This is a genomic window from Bacillus sp. CH_70 (genome assembly GCF_038007045.1).
In the GTDB taxonomy this organism is placed as follows: domain Bacteria; phylum Bacillota; class Bacilli; order Bacillales; family Bacillaceae_G; genus Bacillus_A; species Bacillus_A cereus.
In genome coordinates this window covers 4,769,596-4,787,026 of record NZ_JBBOWL010000001.1, presented here as the reverse complement: position 1 = coordinate 4,787,026, position 17,431 = coordinate 4,769,596, and the positions used below count along the sequence as shown (strand labels likewise).

The following is a 17,431-nucleotide window of genomic DNA, read 5'->3' as shown; positions in this document are numbered from 1 at the left end:
TTAGTATAATAAAACTAATGGTATTAGTTTTCGTGAAAAGGGAGATGGGACTATGAGGGTGATACATGAAAAAACGTTATATCAATTGTCATTTTTGCCAAGAGCGTTTCCTGTAAATTGTTACTTTGTAGAGGAAGATGATGGTTTAACTTTAATTGACGCGGCTTTGCCATATAGCGCAAAAGGTATTTTACAGGCGGCTGAGAAAATAGGAAAACCAATTACTAAGATTGTATTAACACATGCGCATGATGATCACATCGGTGCATTAGATGCATTAAAGGAAGTACTTCCTCATGTTCCAGTCCATATTTCTAAGCGGGACGCAAAGCTGTTAGAAGGAGATACGACGTTACAAAAGGATGAACCGAATATACCGATAAAAGGCGGTGTACCTAAAAAAGTAAAAACGGTACCTGATGTTTTATTAGAAGATGGCGACCGAGTTGGATCGCTTCTTGCGATTATGACACCGGGACATACACCAGGATCCATGTCGTTTCTTGATATACGAAATAAAGCTCTTATTGTTGGGGATGCATTTCAAACAAGAGGAGGTATGGCTGTTTCGGGACAAATGAAATTTTGGTTTCCGTTTCCAGCGATGGCAACGTGGAGCAAAGAAATATCATTACAAAGTGCACAGAAGCTAAGTGAATATGAACCTTCCTTGCTTGCGGCAGGGCACGGAAAAATGATAAAAAATCCAGGGGCCGTCATAGAGCTTTCTATTAAGGAAGCGAAGCGGAATATAGAAAGTAAGAGAGAGGGGTAATTTATGTCACCGAGAATCGGACTTACATTACAGAAAATTGTAGAAACAGCTGCAGAAATTGCAGATACAAATGGAATACAAGAAGTAACGTTAGCTTCATTAGCGCAAAGGTTAGGGATACGTTCGCCCTCACTATATAATCATGTAAAAGGGTTACAAGATGTACGGAAACATCTTGGTATTTACGGAATACAACAGTTGCATAACAAACTGGAAGAAGCGGCCGAGGATAAACAGATGGATGAAGCAATTCATGCATTAGGAGAAGCATATGTAGCATTTGTCCGAAAACATCCTGGACTATATGAAGCAACTTTTTTACGAGATGAAGAAGTAAGAAAAGCAGGTGACGGAATTGTAAAGCTTTGTCTTCAGGTTTTACAACAGTATGGCTTAGAAGGAGAGAATGCACTTCATGCGACACGTGGATTTAGAAGTATTTGTCATGGGTTTGCGTCAATTGAACAGCAAGGTGGATTTGGTTTGCCGTTAGATTTAGATACAAGTTTACATGTATTATTGGAAACGTTTATTAAAGGATTACGTGAATAAGAAACGAGGCAAACAAAAACCTTAGAAGTGATTCTAAGGTTTTTTAGTGCATATGATTCGAAAAGAGCGGTAGGCTTTTTCTCATTACATGATATTATTTAGCAGGTTTGAAAAATGTGTATATAGCTACGGAAAGGCAAACGAAAATAAAAGCAATAGGATCTTGATATGGACTAGGCTCAGAGCCCTTCTGGATTTCTGTAAGGAAGTCATGTGTTTTCATGTTCATTGCTCCTTTAACTAATAAATTTTATATGATGCGAGGGTTATGGTGGATAGATAAGAAATTTTTGGAATTTCATCTAATAATTATTCTATAGTAATCTAATTCCAAAAACTATATAATACAAAGCTTTCATGATATGTAAAATTGCATATTATTCTTTTTGAAAAAATTGTTATATTATCTATATATTTGTATTAAAGGTTTTTCGTTAAGGTAATGAAAACAAATGGAGGAATAGTATGAGAAAAACAGTATTAGACGCGTATAATGCAGAAAGAGAAGTAGATAACATAACATATAAAAATCTAGTTGTAACGATTGCTAGCATTCTAGGGTTCTCACTCTTAGGGGGATTATTCCTTGCTTTAGCCCTTGGAATTTTTGGAGAAGAGGTATTACGTGCTAATTTAGAGGGATATTATTTACTTCTATTTGATGCAGCTGTTGTTACTATTGTTTTATTTGCGTATAAACCAGTGCTTCATTTTATTAAGAACATATGGGATGTATCTATTTTAAAAAATGGGAAAACCTACTTGTATTTATTAATAGGTTTTATCATCATTGCATTAACTCAGTATGTAATGTTAGAGTTGTTTAGCTTTGAAAGTGCAGAGCAGCAACGAGATCAATTAGGGAGCTTAGGGCTTCAAAATAGTCTACAAAGTATTATATATGTGTTAAGTGTTGCTATAATTACACCAATTAAAGAAGAAATTTTATATAGAGGTATTTTGTATCGATTTTTTGAAAAGAAATATAGTTTTCTAGTTGGTATCATTATTTCTTCCTTTATCTTTGGGATTCTTCATGGTGGTTTTCCGGTTACGGCAATGATTATGGGGATTGTATTTGCTATGTTATACAAAAAGACGCAATCTATTATACCTAGTATTATTTTACACATTATATGGAACTTACTTGTGAGTATAAGTATGATTGTTTCTTTATAAAATTGAATGAATATTCATCTTTTATTTTGTTTATATGTGGGAAAAGTTGATGAATACAATCCAAAAAGAACCAAATACTAATGATGAATGAACAAAGAAAGGCGGGTATGTTATATGCAAAACTTAACAGAGCTTGAAGTAGAAAACTTACGTCATTTAATTGGTGGACATGCAACGATTATTAACAAGTTGGAGCAGTATGCACAGACGTGTACAGATCCACAACTGAAACAAATGCTACAAAAAGATGCGCAAGATGCACGAAATACGAAACAGCAATTAATGACTTTCCTAGGATAGGAGGAAGAGAAAGATGAATGAAAAAGATATGGTAAATGATTATTTAGCAGGATTAAATGCAAGTTTAACAAGCTATGCAAATTATATTGCTCAGTCTGATAATGAACAGTTACATCAAACGTTAATTCAAATTCGTAATCAAGACGAGGCGCGCCAACGTAATATGTATGAGTACGCAAAGCAAAAGAGTTATTACAAACCGGCAGCACCTGCTAATCCGATGATTGTACAGCAATTAAAAAGTCAATTAAGTGCGGAACAATAGGGAAAAGAAAACGAGCGAATCTATTCGTTCGTTTTCTTTTTGTATATGTCAATAAATACATAATAAATATTTTTCCAGTTGTAACAAATATGACGAAAATGGAATATGACAATTCACAAAAAGGACAAAAACTTTGCTCAATATTTCACAAAGTATCCATGGTTTCTATCGTGAGAACCTCTATAATTAGGAGTGTAAAGAACAAAAGAAATAGATTATATGATCACTTAGGAGAGATTGCTATGAAAAGACATACAAGAAAAATTGCAATTATCGGTACTGGATTAGTTGGATCAAGTTGTGCGTATTCTATTGTGAATCAAGGTATTTGCGAAGAGCTATTATTAATTGATATAAATCATGAACGTGCAGTTGGGGAAGCAATGGATTTATCACATTGCATTAACTTTACAAATACAAGAACAAAAGTATATGCAGGAAGCTATGAAGACTGCAAAGATATGGACATTGTTATTATTACAGCAGGGCCAGCACCAAAACCTGGACAAAGTCGCTTAGATACTTTAGGAGCGAGTGCGAAGATTATGGAAAGTGTTGTTGGTGGTGTAATGGCAAGTGGATTTGATGGTATTTTCTTACTTGCATCGAACCCAGTTGATATTATTACATATCAAGTGTGGAAATTATCTGGATTACCTAGAAATCGCGTAATCGGTACTGGTACATCACTAGATTCTTCTCGCTTAAGAACAATTTTATCTGAAATGCTACATGTAGACCCTCGTAGTATTCATGGGTATTCATTAGGAGAACATGGTGATTCTCAAATGGTTGCTTGGTCTCATGTAACTGTTGGTGGAAAGCCAATTCTGCAAATTTTAGAAGAACAAAAAGAACGATTTGGTGAAATAGATTTAGATGAAATCGTTGAGAAGACTGCAAAAGCCGGATGGGAAATTTATAAACGTAAAGGAACTACTTATTACGGAATCGGAAATTCTCTAGCATATATTGCAAGCTCAATCTTTAATGATGATCACCGTGTCATTGCTGTATCAGCCATTTTAGATGGTGAGTACGGTGAATATGATATTTGTACAGGAGTACCCGCTATTATTACTAGAGACGGTATAAGAGAAGTTGTAGAACTCAATTTAACAGAGGATGAAGAATCTCGATTCGCAAAATCAAACGATATTTTACGTGATTATATGAAAACAATTGGTTACTAACTTATAGGAGAAGGTGAAACAAATGAAGGAATATATAATGTCTCGTGTATTTAAAGCATCTGCTGGTATCGCACAAGGTATTTTCGTATCCCTCGGAATTGGTTTACTAATCGAAAATATAGGAAGAATTGTTGATATACCATTACTTATTACAATCGGAGTTGTTGCAAAATCACTAATGGCACCAGCGATTGGTGCCGGCATTGCTTTTATGCTCGGTGCAAACGGTCTTGTAATCTTCTCGGCGATGGTAGCCGGAGCGATTGGTGCCGGATCCATTTCAATTACTGAAGCTGGTCTAATTATTAAAACAGGTGAGCCAATCGGTGCATTATTAACAGCAACTTTAGCTGTATATATTGGTAAACGTTTAAGCGGAAAAACTGCTTTAGATATGATGCTCGTTCCATTTGCGGCCATATTAGGTTCTGGTTTAGTTGGTATTTGGTTATCTCATAATATTACTCCTGTTTTAAATGCAGTTGGAGCGTTCATTAAAGATAGCTCAGCTGGTAGCCCGTTTATCGCTTCTATCGTCATTGCAGTAGTTTGGGGACTATTACTTATCTCTCCAGCTTCATCAGCTGCGTTAGCGATCGCACTTAGCTTAGACGGTGTTGCAGGTGGTGCAGCTCTTGCCGGATGCGTTGCTCAGTTTATCGGATTCTCTGTCATCTCAGCAAAAGAAAACAATTTAGGTGGCATATTAGCTCAAGCTCTTTGTACTCCGAAAGTACAGTTGCCAAATATCACTAAAAATCCAATGATTCTCGTCCCAACTGTCGTCGCCAGTGCTATAGTCGGTCCGGTATCCGCATTAATTTTCCAACTGGAAGCAGGAAAAGAAATTGCAGGTCTTGGATTAAGTTCTCTTATCGCACCAATTAATTTAATTTCCAGCGAAGGATGGGAAGTTCTCCCGGCGATGGTAATTACTTATATCGTCATTCCAGTAGCTGTTTCTTATATACTTTACATTGCTCTTAAAAAAGCAGGTCGTATTCATTCTGGTGATATGACTGTACCGCAATCTTAAATTGAACATCTCCTTAATAATAGATAAAAGCAGACTGAGAAGCCACAGTCTGCTTTTTTTTCATGTTACATTCTATGATTTTGTTTTACTGGAACTCTTATTGATTCTTTGGCCAATAAGAGTTGAACGCCGAAGTATAGTATGCTTGCGAGTGTCATTCCAGAAACGGCATCTACAAAGGCATGTTGCTTCGTAAATAGCGTTGATAAAATAATAAGTGTACCGAAGAAAGTAAGGATGTAATATTCAAAAGCATGTTGCTCTCTACGCTTAAAGGCAGCTAACATAATTACAAATGTAGTAAGAACGTGAATGCTAGGGAAACAGTTTACCGGTTGATCGATACTATAAATATAGCGAACTAGTTCAGAAAATACATCTGTTCCAACGACAGTCGGACGCGGTACAGTTGTTTGCCAAAAATAATAAATAGAAAAACAAGCAAGCTTTCCAAAAATAACACTACTTAAAGTGACATAATATTGCTTTCGGTCAGCGAAGCAGTAATAAATAAGTGCGCCGTATAAGTATGGAAACCAAAGTAAATAAGGAATAATAAATGCTTTTACAAATGGAATCCAATCATCTACTACAGTTGTAACGTCTACTGCGTGAACAGTCGATTTATTTAATACGTCGTAAAGGGGACTTACGAGTACGAGTAGAAGTATATAACTTAACGGAAGAAAAGATGAAAGTTTAAATTTCTTCATGTTGATCTCCTATGTTTAGTAATGTAAGTAAATTCAATTGATTATAATATAGAAACGTGAATTGGGCTATCGATTTTACTTACATTTTCTTGAATTAACCTTACGTTTTTGTCACTTGACTAAAAAGAAGGGTGAGGGTGCTAAATGAAGCGTTTATCATATTTTTTAGTTTTTATATTGTTATGCCTAGTAGGTGCTGGGTGTGCAAAGAATAACGAAGGAGAAAAATTAGAATATAACGGAAGAGCACTCGTAATTGGAGTTGTTGGAGAAAAGCCGAAAGATACGTTTAGGAATGTAAAGTTTGAAAGTATAAAGTTAGAAGAAATGCAGGAGAAATCAGCAAAAGTTGATGGTTTTTTCGTTATGAAAGAATACTTTAAAGAGGCATCAAAGGAGCAGTATACGGACTTATTTTTATCGTTAAAGAAGCCGGTATTTTTTATTGGTTTGCAAGATAGACCGTATTTAATTTTTACTAACAAGGATTTAGATTATGATAATACCCCGAAGGATAAAACGATGACGTATACGCAAGGGTTTGTAAATATGGGGAACCCTGAAGGTCAATATTGGGGTATGGGATTATATAATGATACTGTTTCCGATCGAAATATTCATAATATGTATATAGTCGTATTTCAAACCATTTCGGATTACTTAAGTCGATGATGAAGGAGCCTGTAAAAAAGGCTTCTTATTTTTTAAAAATAAACGTTTGTTTAAGCTGTATGCTCGGTAGAAAGAAACTCATGTAGTTCAAAGGTTAAGAAAGAAAAATAAGAAATTAATCAAACGTTTGTTTAAGCTGTATGTTCGGTAGGAAGAAATCGATGCAGCTCAAAGGTTAACAAAGAAAAATGGAGAATTAATCAAACGTTTGTTTAAGCTGTATGTTCGGTAGAAAGAAACTCATGTAGTTCAAAGGTTAAGAAAGAAAAATAAGAAATTAATCAAACGCTTGTTTAAGATATATGTTTGGTGCAGAATCTAAAAAAATTTATATATTTATTTTTTTCTTAACAAATGGCGGAAAAATAAGAAAAATTCGCAGGATTATTAAAAATTATCACGAAATAAGTAAAAGTTTAGCGAATAATGGTTTGAAATAATAAAACGTTTTCTATATGATAAAGGTAAAGGTTAGTAAAAAAGTAGGTGAATTTATGACAGTAACATTTTATTCATATCCAAAGTGTGGCACATGTCAAAAGGCAAAGAAATGGTTTGAGGCAAACGATGTAGCATATGAGATGATTCATATTGTTGAAAATCCACCATCAAAAGAAGATTTACGTAATTTACATGAAAAAAGTGAATTACCATTAAAAAAATTCTTTAATACAAGTGGAATGCGTTACCGTGAACTTGGTCTGAAAGATAAGTTGAAAGATGCAAGCGAAGACGAAATGTATGAGCTTTTAGCATCTGATGGCATGTTGATCAAACGTCCAATTGTAACAGATGGAACGAATGTAACACTTGGTTTTAACGAAGAGCAGTTTGAAAGTGTGTGGAAAAAGTACCAATAAGGTATTTTTACATAATTAATACATTCACTGGAGGTACAGTCATGAGCATTCCAAATAATTTACGTTACTCTGAAGAACACGAATGGGTAAAAACTGAAGGTAATGAAGTTGTTATCGGTATCACTCACTTTGCACAAGGTGAGCTAGGTGATATCGTATTCGTTGAACTTCCTGAAGTAGGTGCAACAATCGAAGCTGACGAGCCATTCGGAAGCGTAGAATCTGTTAAAACAGTTTCTGAGTTATACGCACCTGTAAGCGGTAAAGTTGTAGCAGTAAACGAAGAATTAAGTGACCAACCAGAACTTGTTAACGAATCTCCATACGAGGGTGCATGGATGGTTAAAGTTGAACTTTCTGATGCAAGCCAAGTTGAGAAGTTATTAACTGCAGAAAAATATGCAGAAATGACAAACCAAGACTAATTATAGTCGACTAAAGGACAGCCTTTGTGCTGTCCTTTTTTATTTTGTGTAAAATAATGAATGTAGAATCATATACTAATTATCGTGTAGGAGAACGTTTTTTGAAAAAACTTTTTCGTTTAATCTTTATGCAGGTCTAGCCGTTTTTGTTTTTCGTTGTCTAGCTCCAGCGACTAGATTGTTCGGTGGCTTCGCTTCTTCCTACAAGGCAAAAAGCGCCTCTACGTCAGAAGCTCCATCCCCCTCACAATCTAAATGAGCCGCTTGCGCTTTTCATTGTCTAGCTCCAACTCCTAGCCCTTCATGTCTAAGAACCTTCCGCACGAGAAGACAAAAAGCGTCTTCTGTACGGAAGAACCTTAGCCAACAGGGCTAAACAGTCGGTTTCGCTTTTCTTTTGCAAAAATAAACAGGAAACAACATGAAAATAACGAATATACTATATACTAAGTTCAAGGTTGTATAGTATATGGTGATCGGGTGATGACATATGATTTATGTGGAAAAAGTCATTATTGTAGAAGGTACATCAGATAGAAGAAAGATTGAATCTATTATTCGTGAACCAGTGGAAATTGTTTGTACAAATGGTACAATTGGTTTGTCGAAAATGGATGAGCTCGTTGATCAGTTTTTTGATAAGGAAGTGTATGTGCTAGTGGATGCTGATGATGCTGGAGAAAAGTTAAGGAAACAATTTCGAAAAGAATTTCCGCAAGCCGAGCATATCTATATTGATCGCTCGTACCGAGAAGTGGCAACTGCGCCATCTACACACTTAGCAAATGTATTATGGGGAGCCGACATTGACGTTTATACAGAATATTTACGGTAAGGAATGATAGAAGTGATCGATTGGACAGGAGCCGAAGCTACAGCCCTAATAGAGAATGAAGAAAAAACAGTGTTATATGTATATACTCCAATGTGTGGAACATGCCAATTAGCAAAAAAGATGTTAACAGTCGTTGAGATGACAATTGAAGGCCTCAAAATTGGGATGTTAGATTTAAATTATGCTCCGCATTTAGCGAAAGAGTATGGGATTGAAAGTGTACCTTGTTTACTTGTTTTTGAAAATGGGACACTGATGAAGAAGATATATGCATTTCATTCGGTTGAATATTTATATACGGAATTAAAGTAGGCGGCAAAATTTTTGCCGCCTCGACATATTTCTTGGGAAATATGTCGAGATGCAGGATGGATACAGTATTTGTCGAGCGAAAATAACAGGATTGCTCTTTAGTGAGAGGGAATGGTATGTAATAGAAAGTGATATGAAGGATGTGATTTAGGGTGAGATTATATTCTTTGCTTCAATCATTTGTAAATTACGCTAATGGTCAATATCATTTAGAGCCACTTTTAAGACAAGAAGAAAAAACTGTTAATTTCCGCTTTAGAGATGAAAGTTGTTCGTTACAAATTTCAAGAGATTATATAGAGCTGGTACATGAGGAAAGAGGAACGGAACAAATCATTTGCTTAGACGAAAAGGATATAGAACAATTGGTGAATGGAAATGTACGATTGCAAATGTTAATGAATGATGGACGTGTACAATATTCAGGAACGTACCGAACGATGTTATTAGTGGAATCGATGTTTCATATATGTAAACCGATGTCAGTAGGTGCTTAAAATTCTGAAGTTTCATTTTTTACGAAAATTTCTGTTGACATGGTGAGTGTATATTGATACAATTCAAGTCATAAAATATAGACAATTTCATAAATTTCAAATCAGACGAAAATTGAATCTGATTTCTCTTATCAAGAGAGGTGGAGGGACTGTGCCCTGTGAAGCCCGGCAACCGTCAACTTATGTTGAAATGGTGCCAATTCCTGCAAAGCGAATGCTTTGAGAGATGAGAGAGAGGGATAATGTTGTTATATACGCATATAAACCTTTCTGCTTCTCTAAAGCAGAAAGGTTTTTTTATTGTTTGAATGTGGAGGACATTCAAATAATAAAAGTAATGATAACAGTGGACTACACGCATTAAAAATAAAAAATTGCGGAGTCGATCTAAACAAAAAAGGGGTGAACATCATGATTCTATTAGAGAATGTAAGGAAAATATATAAGGCGAAAAGCGGTGATGTCACTGCTGTAGATAACGCCAATTTAAAAATAGAAAAAGGCGAAATATTTGGTGTTATCGGATATAGCGGCGCTGGGAAAAGTTCTTTAATCAGATTGTTTAATCAGTTAGAGAAACCGACTTCTGGCCAAATTACAATTGCGAATCGTGTTATATCAGCAATTACAGGAAGTGAACTTCGTAAGGCAAGGCAAGAAATCGGAATGATTTTTCAGCACTTCAACTTACTTTGGTCACGAACTGTACGTGAAAATATAGAGTTTCCACTTGAAATTGCAGGTGTTGATAAAACGAAGAGAAGAAAACGTGTTGATGAATTAATTCATCTTGTTGGATTAGAAGGAAGAGGAGACGCGTACCCATCTCAGCTGAGCGGGGGACAAAAACAACGCGTTGGGATTGCAAGAGCATTAGCTAACAACCCACAAGTACTTTTATGTGATGAGGCAACGTCAGCTCTTGATCCAGAAACGACAGATCAAATTTTGGATTTACTATTAGACATTAATAAGCGCCTTGGTTTAACAATTGTACTCATTACACATGAGATGCACGTAATTCGAAAGATTTGTAATCGAGTGGCGGTAATGGAGAGAGGAAAGATTGTAGAAACGGGTCCAGTACTTGATGTATTCCGTAATCCGAAGCAAGATATTACGAAACGATTTGTACAGCAGTTAACAGATTCTGAAGATACAAATGAAACGATTGAAAGTTTAATTGAAAAATATCCAGATGGAAAAGTGATTCGTTTGCAGTTTATCGGTGAGGCTGTAGAAAGACCAGTGCTTCAACGATTGATGCAACGCAGTGATATAGAAGTTAGCATTTTGCAAGGAAATATCGCACAAACGAATAACGGTTCTTACGGTAGTTTAGTTGTTCATTTAAATGGTGAGGAAACAGCGATCCAGCAAGCAATAGAAGGAATTCATCAAGATCAAGTAGAGCTGGAGGTGATTGCACATGGATAAGTTACTCGCAAATGTTGATTGGAATCAAATGTTAGAAGCAACTGGTGAAACGTTATATATGACGGCAATCGCAGCTCTTGCGACATTTGTTTTAGGACTAATTTTAGGATTGTTACTCTTCATGACAGCGAAAGATAATTTATGGGAAAACAAATCAATTAATACGGTGATTGGAGCATTCGTAAACATATTCCGTTCTATACCGTTCATCATTTTAATTATTTTATTAATCCCATTCACAAAGATTCTTCTTGGAACAATTCTTGGAGCAAGTGCAGCGCTGCCAGCTTTAATTATTGGAGCGGCACCATTCTACGCGAGAATGGTTGAAATCGCACTTCGCGAAATTGATAAAGGTGTAATTGAAGCTTCAAAAGCAATGGGAGCAAAAACAAGCACAATTATTTTAAAAGTATTGATTCCAGAATCGTTACCAGCATTAGTATCTGGTATTACAGTTACGACAATTGCTTTAGTAGGCTATACAGCAATGGCGGGAGTTGTTGGTGCTGGTGGTCTTGGAACACTTGCTTACTTAGAAGGATTCCAGAGAGGGAATAACGATGTAACAATCGTTGCGACAATTTGTGTATTACTAGTTGTATTTTTAATTCAGTGGATTGGTGATAGTTTAACGACTCGAATAGATAAACGATAATAAAAAACGGGAGGATGTTTCAAATGAAAAAATTATTACTTACGGCACTTATTTCAACTTCAATTTTTGGTTTAGCTGCTTGTGGCGGGAAAGATAAAGATGAAAAGAAACTTGTTGTTGGTGCTTCTAACGTACCGCACGCTGAAATTTTAGAAAAGGCAAAACCGTTACTTGAGAAAAAAGGAATTGAGTTAGAAATTAAAAAATTCCAAGACTACGTATTACCAAATAAATCGTTAGCGGATAAGGATTTAGATGCAAACTACTTCCAACACATTCCGTATTTAGAAAAAGAAATTAAAGATAAAAAATATGACTTTGAAGTAGCAGGAAAAATTCATTTAGAGCCAATTGGTGTATATTCTCAAAAATATAAGAGCTTAAAAGAACTTCCGGACGGTGCAACAATCATTATGAGTAATTCAGTTGCTGATCATGGACGTGGTTTAGCGATTTTACAAAAAGAAGGCATTTTAAAGATTAAAGACGGAATAGATCCAGTTAAAGCAACTCCAAAAGATATTGCAGATAATCCGAAAAATCTAAAATTCAAAACGGATATCGAGCCTGGTTTATTGCCACAAGTGTATAACAATAAAGAAGGCGATGCTGTTTTAATTAACTCTAACTATGCAATTGATGCAAAGTTAAATCCGGAAAAAGATGCCATTGCAATTGAAGGAAATGATTCACCGTACGCAAACATAGTAGCTGTTCGTAAAGGCGATAAAGATAAGAAAGAGATTAAAGCTCTTGTAGAAGTATTACATTCTAAAGAAATTGAAGACTTCATTAATAAAGAATATAAAGGGGCAGTTGTTCCTGTAAAAGAATAATTGCTGAAAAGGGCTGGTCTGATGCCAGCTCTTTTTCATAACTACATAACTATTGGGGAGAAGGGGACATCATATGAAAAAGATTCTATTGTCAGTTGTTACAGCGCTGTCTGTATTTACATTAGCTGCTTGCGGAGGGAAAGATGAGAATAAGCTTGTTGTTGGAGCTTCTAACGTGCCACACGCTGTTATTTTAGAAAAGGCACAGCCGATATTAGAGAAAAAGGGTATTAAATTAGAAATTAAAAAATTCCAAGATTATGTGTTGCCGAATAAAGCGTTAGCGGATAAGGAAATTGATGCGAACTACTTCCAACACATTCCTTACTTAGATAAAGAAATCCAAGAAAAAGGATATAAAATTGTAAACGCAGGAAAAATCCATTTAGAGCCAATGGGCATTTATTCTAAGAAATATAAAAGCTTAAAAGACTTACCAGATGGCGGGACAGTGATTATGAGTAATAACGTAGCGGAGCGTGGCCGTATGTTAGCATTGTTACAAAAAGGCGGCGTGATTAAGCTTAAAGATGGTGTAGATGTGGTTAAGGCGACAGTAAAAGATGTAGTCGAAAATCCGAAAAACTTAAAATTTAAAACAGATGTTGAACCTGGACTTTCACCGAAGTTGTATGAAAATAATGAGGGAGATGCTTTATTCATTAATTCGAACTATGCAATTGATGCAAAATTAAATCCAACGAAGGATGCAATTGCGATTGAAGGAGCAGACTCTCCGTATGCAAACATCATTGCAGTTCGTAAAGGTGATGAGAAGAAAAAAGAAATTAAAGAGCTAGTAGAAGTGTTACATTCAAAAGAAATTCAAGATTTTATTAATAAAGAATATAAAGGTGCTGTACTTCCGGTAAGTGAATAAATATAAGGAAAGGACTGGGAAATTACCAGTCCTTTTTTCTTTATATAAATAAGAAGAAAGGTGTATCATAGAAAGATGTAAAGGAAATACTTATATACATTTGTGAAAAAACGGTTACTTTTTTTCGTCGTTTGCGATATCATTTTATTTGATATAAAATTAGAATGAGAATAAAATGAGAATATGAACGTTTTAGGAATTTTTAAAATGTATATATAGGATTAATGGAGGTATTGAGATGGCTGGTTCTACATTAACGGTTAAAGACTTACACGTATCAATTGACGGCAAAGAAATTTTAAAGGGTGTAAACCTTGAAGTAAAAGGTGGAGAAATCCACGCAATTATGGGACCTAACGGAACAGGTAAATCAACTTTATCTTCTGCAATTATGGGTCACCCAAAGTATGAAGTAACAGAAGGTAGCATCATCATTGACGGTGAAGATGTATTAGAAATGGAAGTAGACGAGCGCGCACAAGCGGGTCTATTCCTAGCAATGCAATATCCAAGTGAAATTAGCGGAGTAACAAACGCTGACTTCTTACGTTCTGCAATTAACGCACGTCGTGAAGAAGGCGATGAAATTTCTCTTATGAAATTTATCCGTACATTAGATAAAAACATGGAATTCCTAGAAATGGATCCAGAAATGGCACAACGTTACTTAAACGAAGGTTTCTCTGGTGGAGAGAAAAAGCGTAACGAAATTCTTCAATTAATGATGATTGAGCCAAAAATCGCAATCTTAGATGAAATCGACTCAGGTCTTGATATCGATGCATTAAAAGTTGTATCTAAAGGTATTAACCAAATGCGCGGCGAAGAGTTCGGTTGCCTAATGATTACGCATTACCAACGCTTATTAAACTACATCACTCCAGACTTCGTTCACGTTATGATGAACGGTCGTATCGTTAAATCTGGTGGCCCTGAGCTTGCACAACGTCTAGAAGCTGAAGGTTACGACTGGATTAAAAAAGAATTAGGTATTGAAGACGAAACAACAGAGCAAGAAGCGTAAGAGAGGAGCATAAACATGACAATCGGTACATTACCTTTCGATCAAGAAACAATCCGTCAACGCGCAAGCGAAGTAAACGAAGCTGCTTGGTTGACTGAGTTCCGCTTACAAGCTCTTGCACAAGCAACAGAACTTCCAATGCCAACGCCTGATAAAACGAAAATTGAAAAATGGGACTTTATCGGAAAAGGCGACGCTGCTAAGCAAGAGCCTGTAAGTTCTTTAACAGAGCTTCCAGAAGCAGTGAAAAACTTAATCGATGAAAATAACAGCGTATTAGTGCAACGTACTGGTACAACTGCGTTCGTTTCTTTAGCAGACGAAGCAAAAGACAAAGGTGTTATTTTCACAGATATCGTAACAGCTGCAACAGAGCATGCTGAACTACTACAAAAGTATTTAATGAAAGACGGCGTGAAAGTAGACGAGCATCGTCTAACTGCACTTCATGCTGCATTAATCAACGGCGGTGCATTCGTATATGTTCCGAAAAACGTTGTTCTTGAAACTCCACTTCAAGCTGTATTCTTAGTAGACGGCGAAGAAGCTAACGTATATAACCATGTATTATTCGTAGCTGATGCGAACAGTACTGCAACTTATGTAGAAAACTATGTTGCAAATGAAAATGCTAAAGGTATTGCAAATATCGTAGCAGAAGTAATTGTGGAACAAGGCGCACAAGTGAAATTCGGTGCGGTTGATCTATTAGCAAAAGACGTAACAACTTACGTTAACCGCCGCGGTGTTGTTGGACGCGACGGCCGCATTGATTGGGCTCTAGGCCTTATGAATGATGGAAACACAATTTCAGAGAACGTTACGAACTTAATGGGCGACGGTTCATATGCTGATACGAAAACAGTAACAATTGGCCGTGGTAACCAAACACAAAACTTTACAACTAAAGTTGTTCACTTCGGTAAACACTCTGAAGGTTGGATTTTAAAACACGGTGTACAAAAAGATAGTGCAACATCTATCTTTAATGGAATTGGTAAGATTGAACACGGTGCATCTAAATCAAATGCACAACAATCTTCTCGCGTTCTTATGCTAGACGAAAAAGCTCGCGGTGATGCGAACCCAATTCTTTTAATTGATGAAGATGATGTTATGGCAGGTCACGCAGCTTCAGTAGGCCGCGTAGATCCGTACCAATTATACTACTTGATGAGCCGTGGTATTCCAAAACGCGAAGCAGAACGTTTAGTCATCCATGGATTCTTAGCACCTGTAGTTAATGAGCTTCCAATTGAAGGAGTAAAAGCACAGCTTGTTGAGGTAATTGAAAGGAAAGTTCGCTAATGAATATTCATGAAATACGCAAACAGTTTCCAATTCTTGATCAAAAAGTGAACGGCAAACAACTTGTTTATTTCGATAGTGCAGCAACTTCTCAAAAACCAATTCAAGTCATTGAAACGTTAGAACGTTACTATAAAGAATATAATTCTAACGTGCATCGCGGTGTTCATACGCTCGGTACGAAAGCTACCGACGCGTATGAAGGTGCACGTGAGAAAGTTCGCAAGTTTATTAACGCGAAATCAATGGAAGAGATTATTTTCACGCGCGGAACGACAACTGCATTAAATACAGTAGCAGCTAGCTATGGTCTTGAAAATGTAAAAGAGGGCGATGAAATCGTTATTTCTTACATGGAGCACCATAGTAACATCATTCCGTGGCAACAAGTTGCGAAGAAAACTGGTGCAACTTTGAAATACCTTCCGCTTCAACCAGACGGTACAATTTCTTTAGAAGATGTTCGTCAAACTGTTACACCGAATACAAAAATCGTTTCTATTATGCAAGTATCAAACGTACTTGGAACGATTAACCCTGTAAAAGAAATCGGAGCAATCGCACACGAAAACGGAGCAATTATGGTCGTTGATGGTGCACAAAGTACACCTCACATGAAAGTGGATGTACAAGATTTAAACTGTGATTTCTACGCATTATCTGCTCATAAGATGTGCGGACCTACAGGTATCGGCGTATTATATGGTAAGAAAGAATTGCTAAACAATATGGAGCCAATTGAATTTGGTGGTGAAATGATTGATTTCGTAGATTTACAAGAATCTACTTGGAAAGAGCTTCCGTGGAAGTTTGAAGCAGGTACACCGATTATCGGTAATGCAATCGGACTTGGTGCGGCAATTGATTTCCTAGAAGAAATCGGTCTTGATAATATTGAAAAGCATGAGCATGAATTAGCGCAATACGCTTTAGAAAGACTATCAGAAGTAGATGGCGTTACAATTTATGGTCCAAAGCATCGCGCTGGTCTTGTTACATTTAATATTGAAGACGTACATCCTCACGATGTAGCGACTGTATTAGATGTAGAAGGCATTGCAGTTCGCGCAGGACATCACTGTGCACAACCGCTTATGAAGTGGCTAAAAGCTTCTTCAACAGCACGTGCGAGCTTCTATTTATATAATACAAAAGAAGAAATTGATACATTTGTTGAATCGCTAATCAAGACAAAGGAGTATTTCACAAATGTCATTTAATAATTTAGATACGTTATATCGTCAAGTTATTATGGATCATTACAAAAATCCTCGTAACCATGGCGTGTTAGAAGATAGTGTTACCGTTAACTTGAACAATCCAACTTGCGGCGATCGTATTCAACTTACGATGAAAGTAGAAGAAGGTATTGTGCAAGAGGCGAAGTTTGAAGGCGAAGGATGTTCAATCTCAATGTCTTCAGCTTCAATGATGACACAAGCAGTAAAAGGTAAGAAAATTGAAGAAGCACTTCAGCTTTCGAAAATTTTCTCTGACATGATGCTAGGAAAAGAGTACGATGACAGCATCGATTTAGGAGATATTGAAGCATTACAAGGCGTATGCAAGTTCCCTGCACGTATTAAATGTGCAACATTAGCGTGGAAAGCGTTAGAAAAGGGCTTAAACGAAGATAAGTAATGTTAAAGGTTCCTAAAAATGAGGTTATCTAAG

22 protein-coding genes and 1 riboswitch are annotated in these 17,431 nt (G+C 36.3%); of the genes, 21 read left to right on the top strand and 1 reads right to left on the bottom strand.

Features of this window, described 5'->3' with window-relative positions; genetic code table 11:
- Nucleotides 1-52 precede the first annotated feature (52 nt).
- The 7 genes from N2V79_RS24610 to N2V79_RS24580 all read left to right on the top strand — a co-directional run bounded on the left by N2V79_RS24610 (nucleotide 53) and on the right by N2V79_RS24580 (nucleotide 5,300).
- A complete protein-coding gene (locus N2V79_RS24610; protein ID WP_098976067.1) occupies nucleotides 53-775 on the top strand; it encodes an MBL fold metallo-hydrolase in 723 nt (240 codons plus the stop codon).
- A gap of 3 nt (nucleotides 776-778) precedes the next feature.
- Entirely contained in the window at nucleotides 779-1,327 is a 549-nt protein-coding gene (locus N2V79_RS24605; protein WP_029443535.1) for a TetR/AcrR family transcriptional regulator, read from the top strand.
- A gap of 465 nt (nucleotides 1,328-1,792) precedes the next feature.
- Nucleotides 1,793-2,506: a CPBP family intramembrane glutamic endopeptidase gene (locus tag N2V79_RS24600; protein WP_065224353.1), complete on the top strand. Its 714-nt coding sequence runs from the start codon at nucleotides 1,793-1,795 to the stop codon at nucleotides 2,504-2,506.
- 114 nt (nucleotides 2,507-2,620) lie between these two features.
- Nucleotides 2,621-2,806 carry a hypothetical protein gene (locus tag N2V79_RS24595; protein ID WP_001180555.1) on the top strand — a complete coding sequence of 62 codons (186 nt, stop codon included), beginning with the start codon at nucleotides 2,621-2,623 and terminating at the stop codon, nucleotides 2,804-2,806.
- Nucleotides 2,807-2,819: 13 nt separating this feature from the next.
- On the top strand, nucleotides 2,820-3,071 hold the full coding sequence (locus tag N2V79_RS24590) for a spore coat protein (protein ID WP_001002982.1): 252 nt from the start codon (nucleotides 2,820-2,822) through the stop codon (nucleotides 3,069-3,071).
- Nucleotides 3,072-3,313: 242 nt separating this feature from the next.
- On the top strand, nucleotides 3,314-4,264 hold the full coding sequence (locus N2V79_RS24585) for an L-lactate dehydrogenase (RefSeq protein ID WP_000820649.1): 951 nt from the start codon (nucleotides 3,314-3,316) through the stop codon (nucleotides 4,262-4,264).
- 22 nt (nucleotides 4,265-4,286) lie between these two features.
- Nucleotides 4,287-5,300, top strand: a complete 1,014-nt coding sequence (locus tag N2V79_RS24580) for a PTS transporter subunit IIC (RefSeq protein WP_000666168.1) — start codon at nucleotides 4,287-4,289, stop codon at nucleotides 5,298-5,300.
- A 65-nt stretch (nucleotides 5,301-5,365) separates the two neighbouring features.
- On the opposite strand, the gene N2V79_RS24575 is transcribed toward N2V79_RS24580, so the two are convergent.
- The gene (locus N2V79_RS24575) at nucleotides 5,366-6,013 is read right to left on the bottom strand and encodes a phosphatase PAP2 family protein (RefSeq protein ID WP_000713773.1); all 648 of its coding nucleotides are present in this window, start codon (nucleotides 6,011-6,013) and stop codon (nucleotides 5,366-5,368) included.
- Between the two features lie 144 nt (nucleotides 6,014-6,157).
- Between N2V79_RS24575 and N2V79_RS24570 the strand changes: the two genes are divergently transcribed.
- The 14 genes from N2V79_RS24570 to sufU all read left to right on the top strand — a co-directional run bounded on the left by N2V79_RS24570 (nucleotide 6,158) and on the right by sufU (nucleotide 17,398).
- Complete coding sequence (locus tag N2V79_RS24570) at nucleotides 6,158-6,685, top strand: hypothetical protein (protein ID WP_000826910.1); 528 nt, start codon at nucleotides 6,158-6,160, stop codon at nucleotides 6,683-6,685.
- A 494-nt stretch (nucleotides 6,686-7,179) separates the two neighbouring features.
- Nucleotides 7,180-7,545, top strand: a complete 366-nt coding sequence (locus N2V79_RS24565; RefSeq protein ID WP_000218968.1) for an arsenate reductase family protein — start codon at nucleotides 7,180-7,182, stop codon at nucleotides 7,543-7,545.
- A 41-nt stretch (nucleotides 7,546-7,586) separates the two neighbouring features.
- The gene (gene gcvH / locus N2V79_RS24560) at nucleotides 7,587-7,970 is read left to right on the top strand and encodes a glycine cleavage system protein GcvH (RefSeq protein ID WP_000026896.1); all 384 of its coding nucleotides are present in this window, start codon (nucleotides 7,587-7,589) and stop codon (nucleotides 7,968-7,970) included.
- 490 nt (nucleotides 7,971-8,460) lie between these two features.
- On the top strand, nucleotides 8,461-8,805 hold the full coding sequence (locus N2V79_RS24555; RefSeq protein ID WP_000640870.1) for a toprim domain-containing protein: 345 nt from the start codon (nucleotides 8,461-8,463) through the stop codon (nucleotides 8,803-8,805).
- A gap of 3 nt (nucleotides 8,806-8,808) precedes the next feature.
- Entirely contained in the window at nucleotides 8,809-9,117 is a 309-nt protein-coding gene (locus N2V79_RS24550) for a thioredoxin family protein (RefSeq protein ID WP_002025020.1), read from the top strand.
- Between the two features lie 152 nt (nucleotides 9,118-9,269).
- Nucleotides 9,270-9,614, top strand: coding sequence for a hypothetical protein (locus N2V79_RS24545; protein WP_001242140.1), 345 nt, complete (start codon nucleotides 9,270-9,272; stop codon nucleotides 9,612-9,614).
- Nucleotides 9,615-9,739: 125 nt separating this feature from the next.
- Nucleotides 9,740-9,847, top strand: a riboswitch (SAM riboswitch).
- A gap of 178 nt (nucleotides 9,848-10,025) precedes the next feature.
- Nucleotides 10,026-11,051, top strand: coding sequence for a methionine ABC transporter ATP-binding protein (locus N2V79_RS24540; protein WP_000601791.1), 1,026 nt, complete (start codon nucleotides 10,026-10,028; stop codon nucleotides 11,049-11,051).
- Nucleotides 11,044-11,709 carry a methionine ABC transporter permease gene (locus N2V79_RS24535; RefSeq protein WP_000359401.1) on the top strand — a complete coding sequence of 222 codons (666 nt, stop codon included), beginning with the start codon at nucleotides 11,044-11,046 and terminating at the stop codon, nucleotides 11,707-11,709. The genes N2V79_RS24540 and N2V79_RS24535 overlap by 8 nt, the downstream gene beginning before the upstream one ends.
- A gap of 23 nt (nucleotides 11,710-11,732) precedes the next feature.
- Nucleotides 11,733-12,545 (top strand): methionine ABC transporter substrate-binding lipoprotein MetQ, encoded by an 813-nt coding sequence (gene metQ / locus N2V79_RS24530; protein WP_053563423.1) that lies wholly within the window; start codon nucleotides 11,733-11,735, stop codon nucleotides 12,543-12,545.
- Nucleotides 12,546-12,618: 73 nt separating this feature from the next.
- On the top strand, nucleotides 12,619-13,425 hold the full coding sequence (gene metQ, locus N2V79_RS24525; protein ID WP_000722397.1) for a methionine ABC transporter substrate-binding lipoprotein MetQ: 807 nt from the start codon (nucleotides 12,619-12,621) through the stop codon (nucleotides 13,423-13,425).
- A gap of 238 nt (nucleotides 13,426-13,663) precedes the next feature.
- Nucleotides 13,664-14,449 (top strand): Fe-S cluster assembly ATPase SufC, encoded by a 786-nt coding sequence (sufC, locus tag N2V79_RS24520; protein WP_000929163.1) that lies wholly within the window; start codon nucleotides 13,664-13,666, stop codon nucleotides 14,447-14,449.
- Nucleotides 14,450-14,464: 15 nt separating this feature from the next.
- Nucleotides 14,465-15,757, top strand: a complete 1,293-nt coding sequence (sufD, locus tag N2V79_RS24515) for a Fe-S cluster assembly protein SufD (RefSeq protein ID WP_000152173.1) — start codon at nucleotides 14,465-14,467, stop codon at nucleotides 15,755-15,757.
- Nucleotides 15,757-16,977, top strand: a complete 1,221-nt coding sequence (gene sufS, locus N2V79_RS24510) for a cysteine desulfurase SufS (protein WP_001020767.1) — start codon at nucleotides 15,757-15,759, stop codon at nucleotides 16,975-16,977. Before sufD ends, sufS begins: the two co-directional genes overlap by 1 nt.
- Entirely contained in the window at nucleotides 16,967-17,398 is a 432-nt protein-coding gene (gene sufU / locus N2V79_RS24505; protein ID WP_000009523.1) for a Fe-S cluster assembly sulfur transfer protein SufU, read from the top strand. Before sufS ends, sufU begins: the two co-directional genes overlap by 11 nt.
- Nucleotides 17,399-17,431 lie beyond the last annotated feature (33 nt).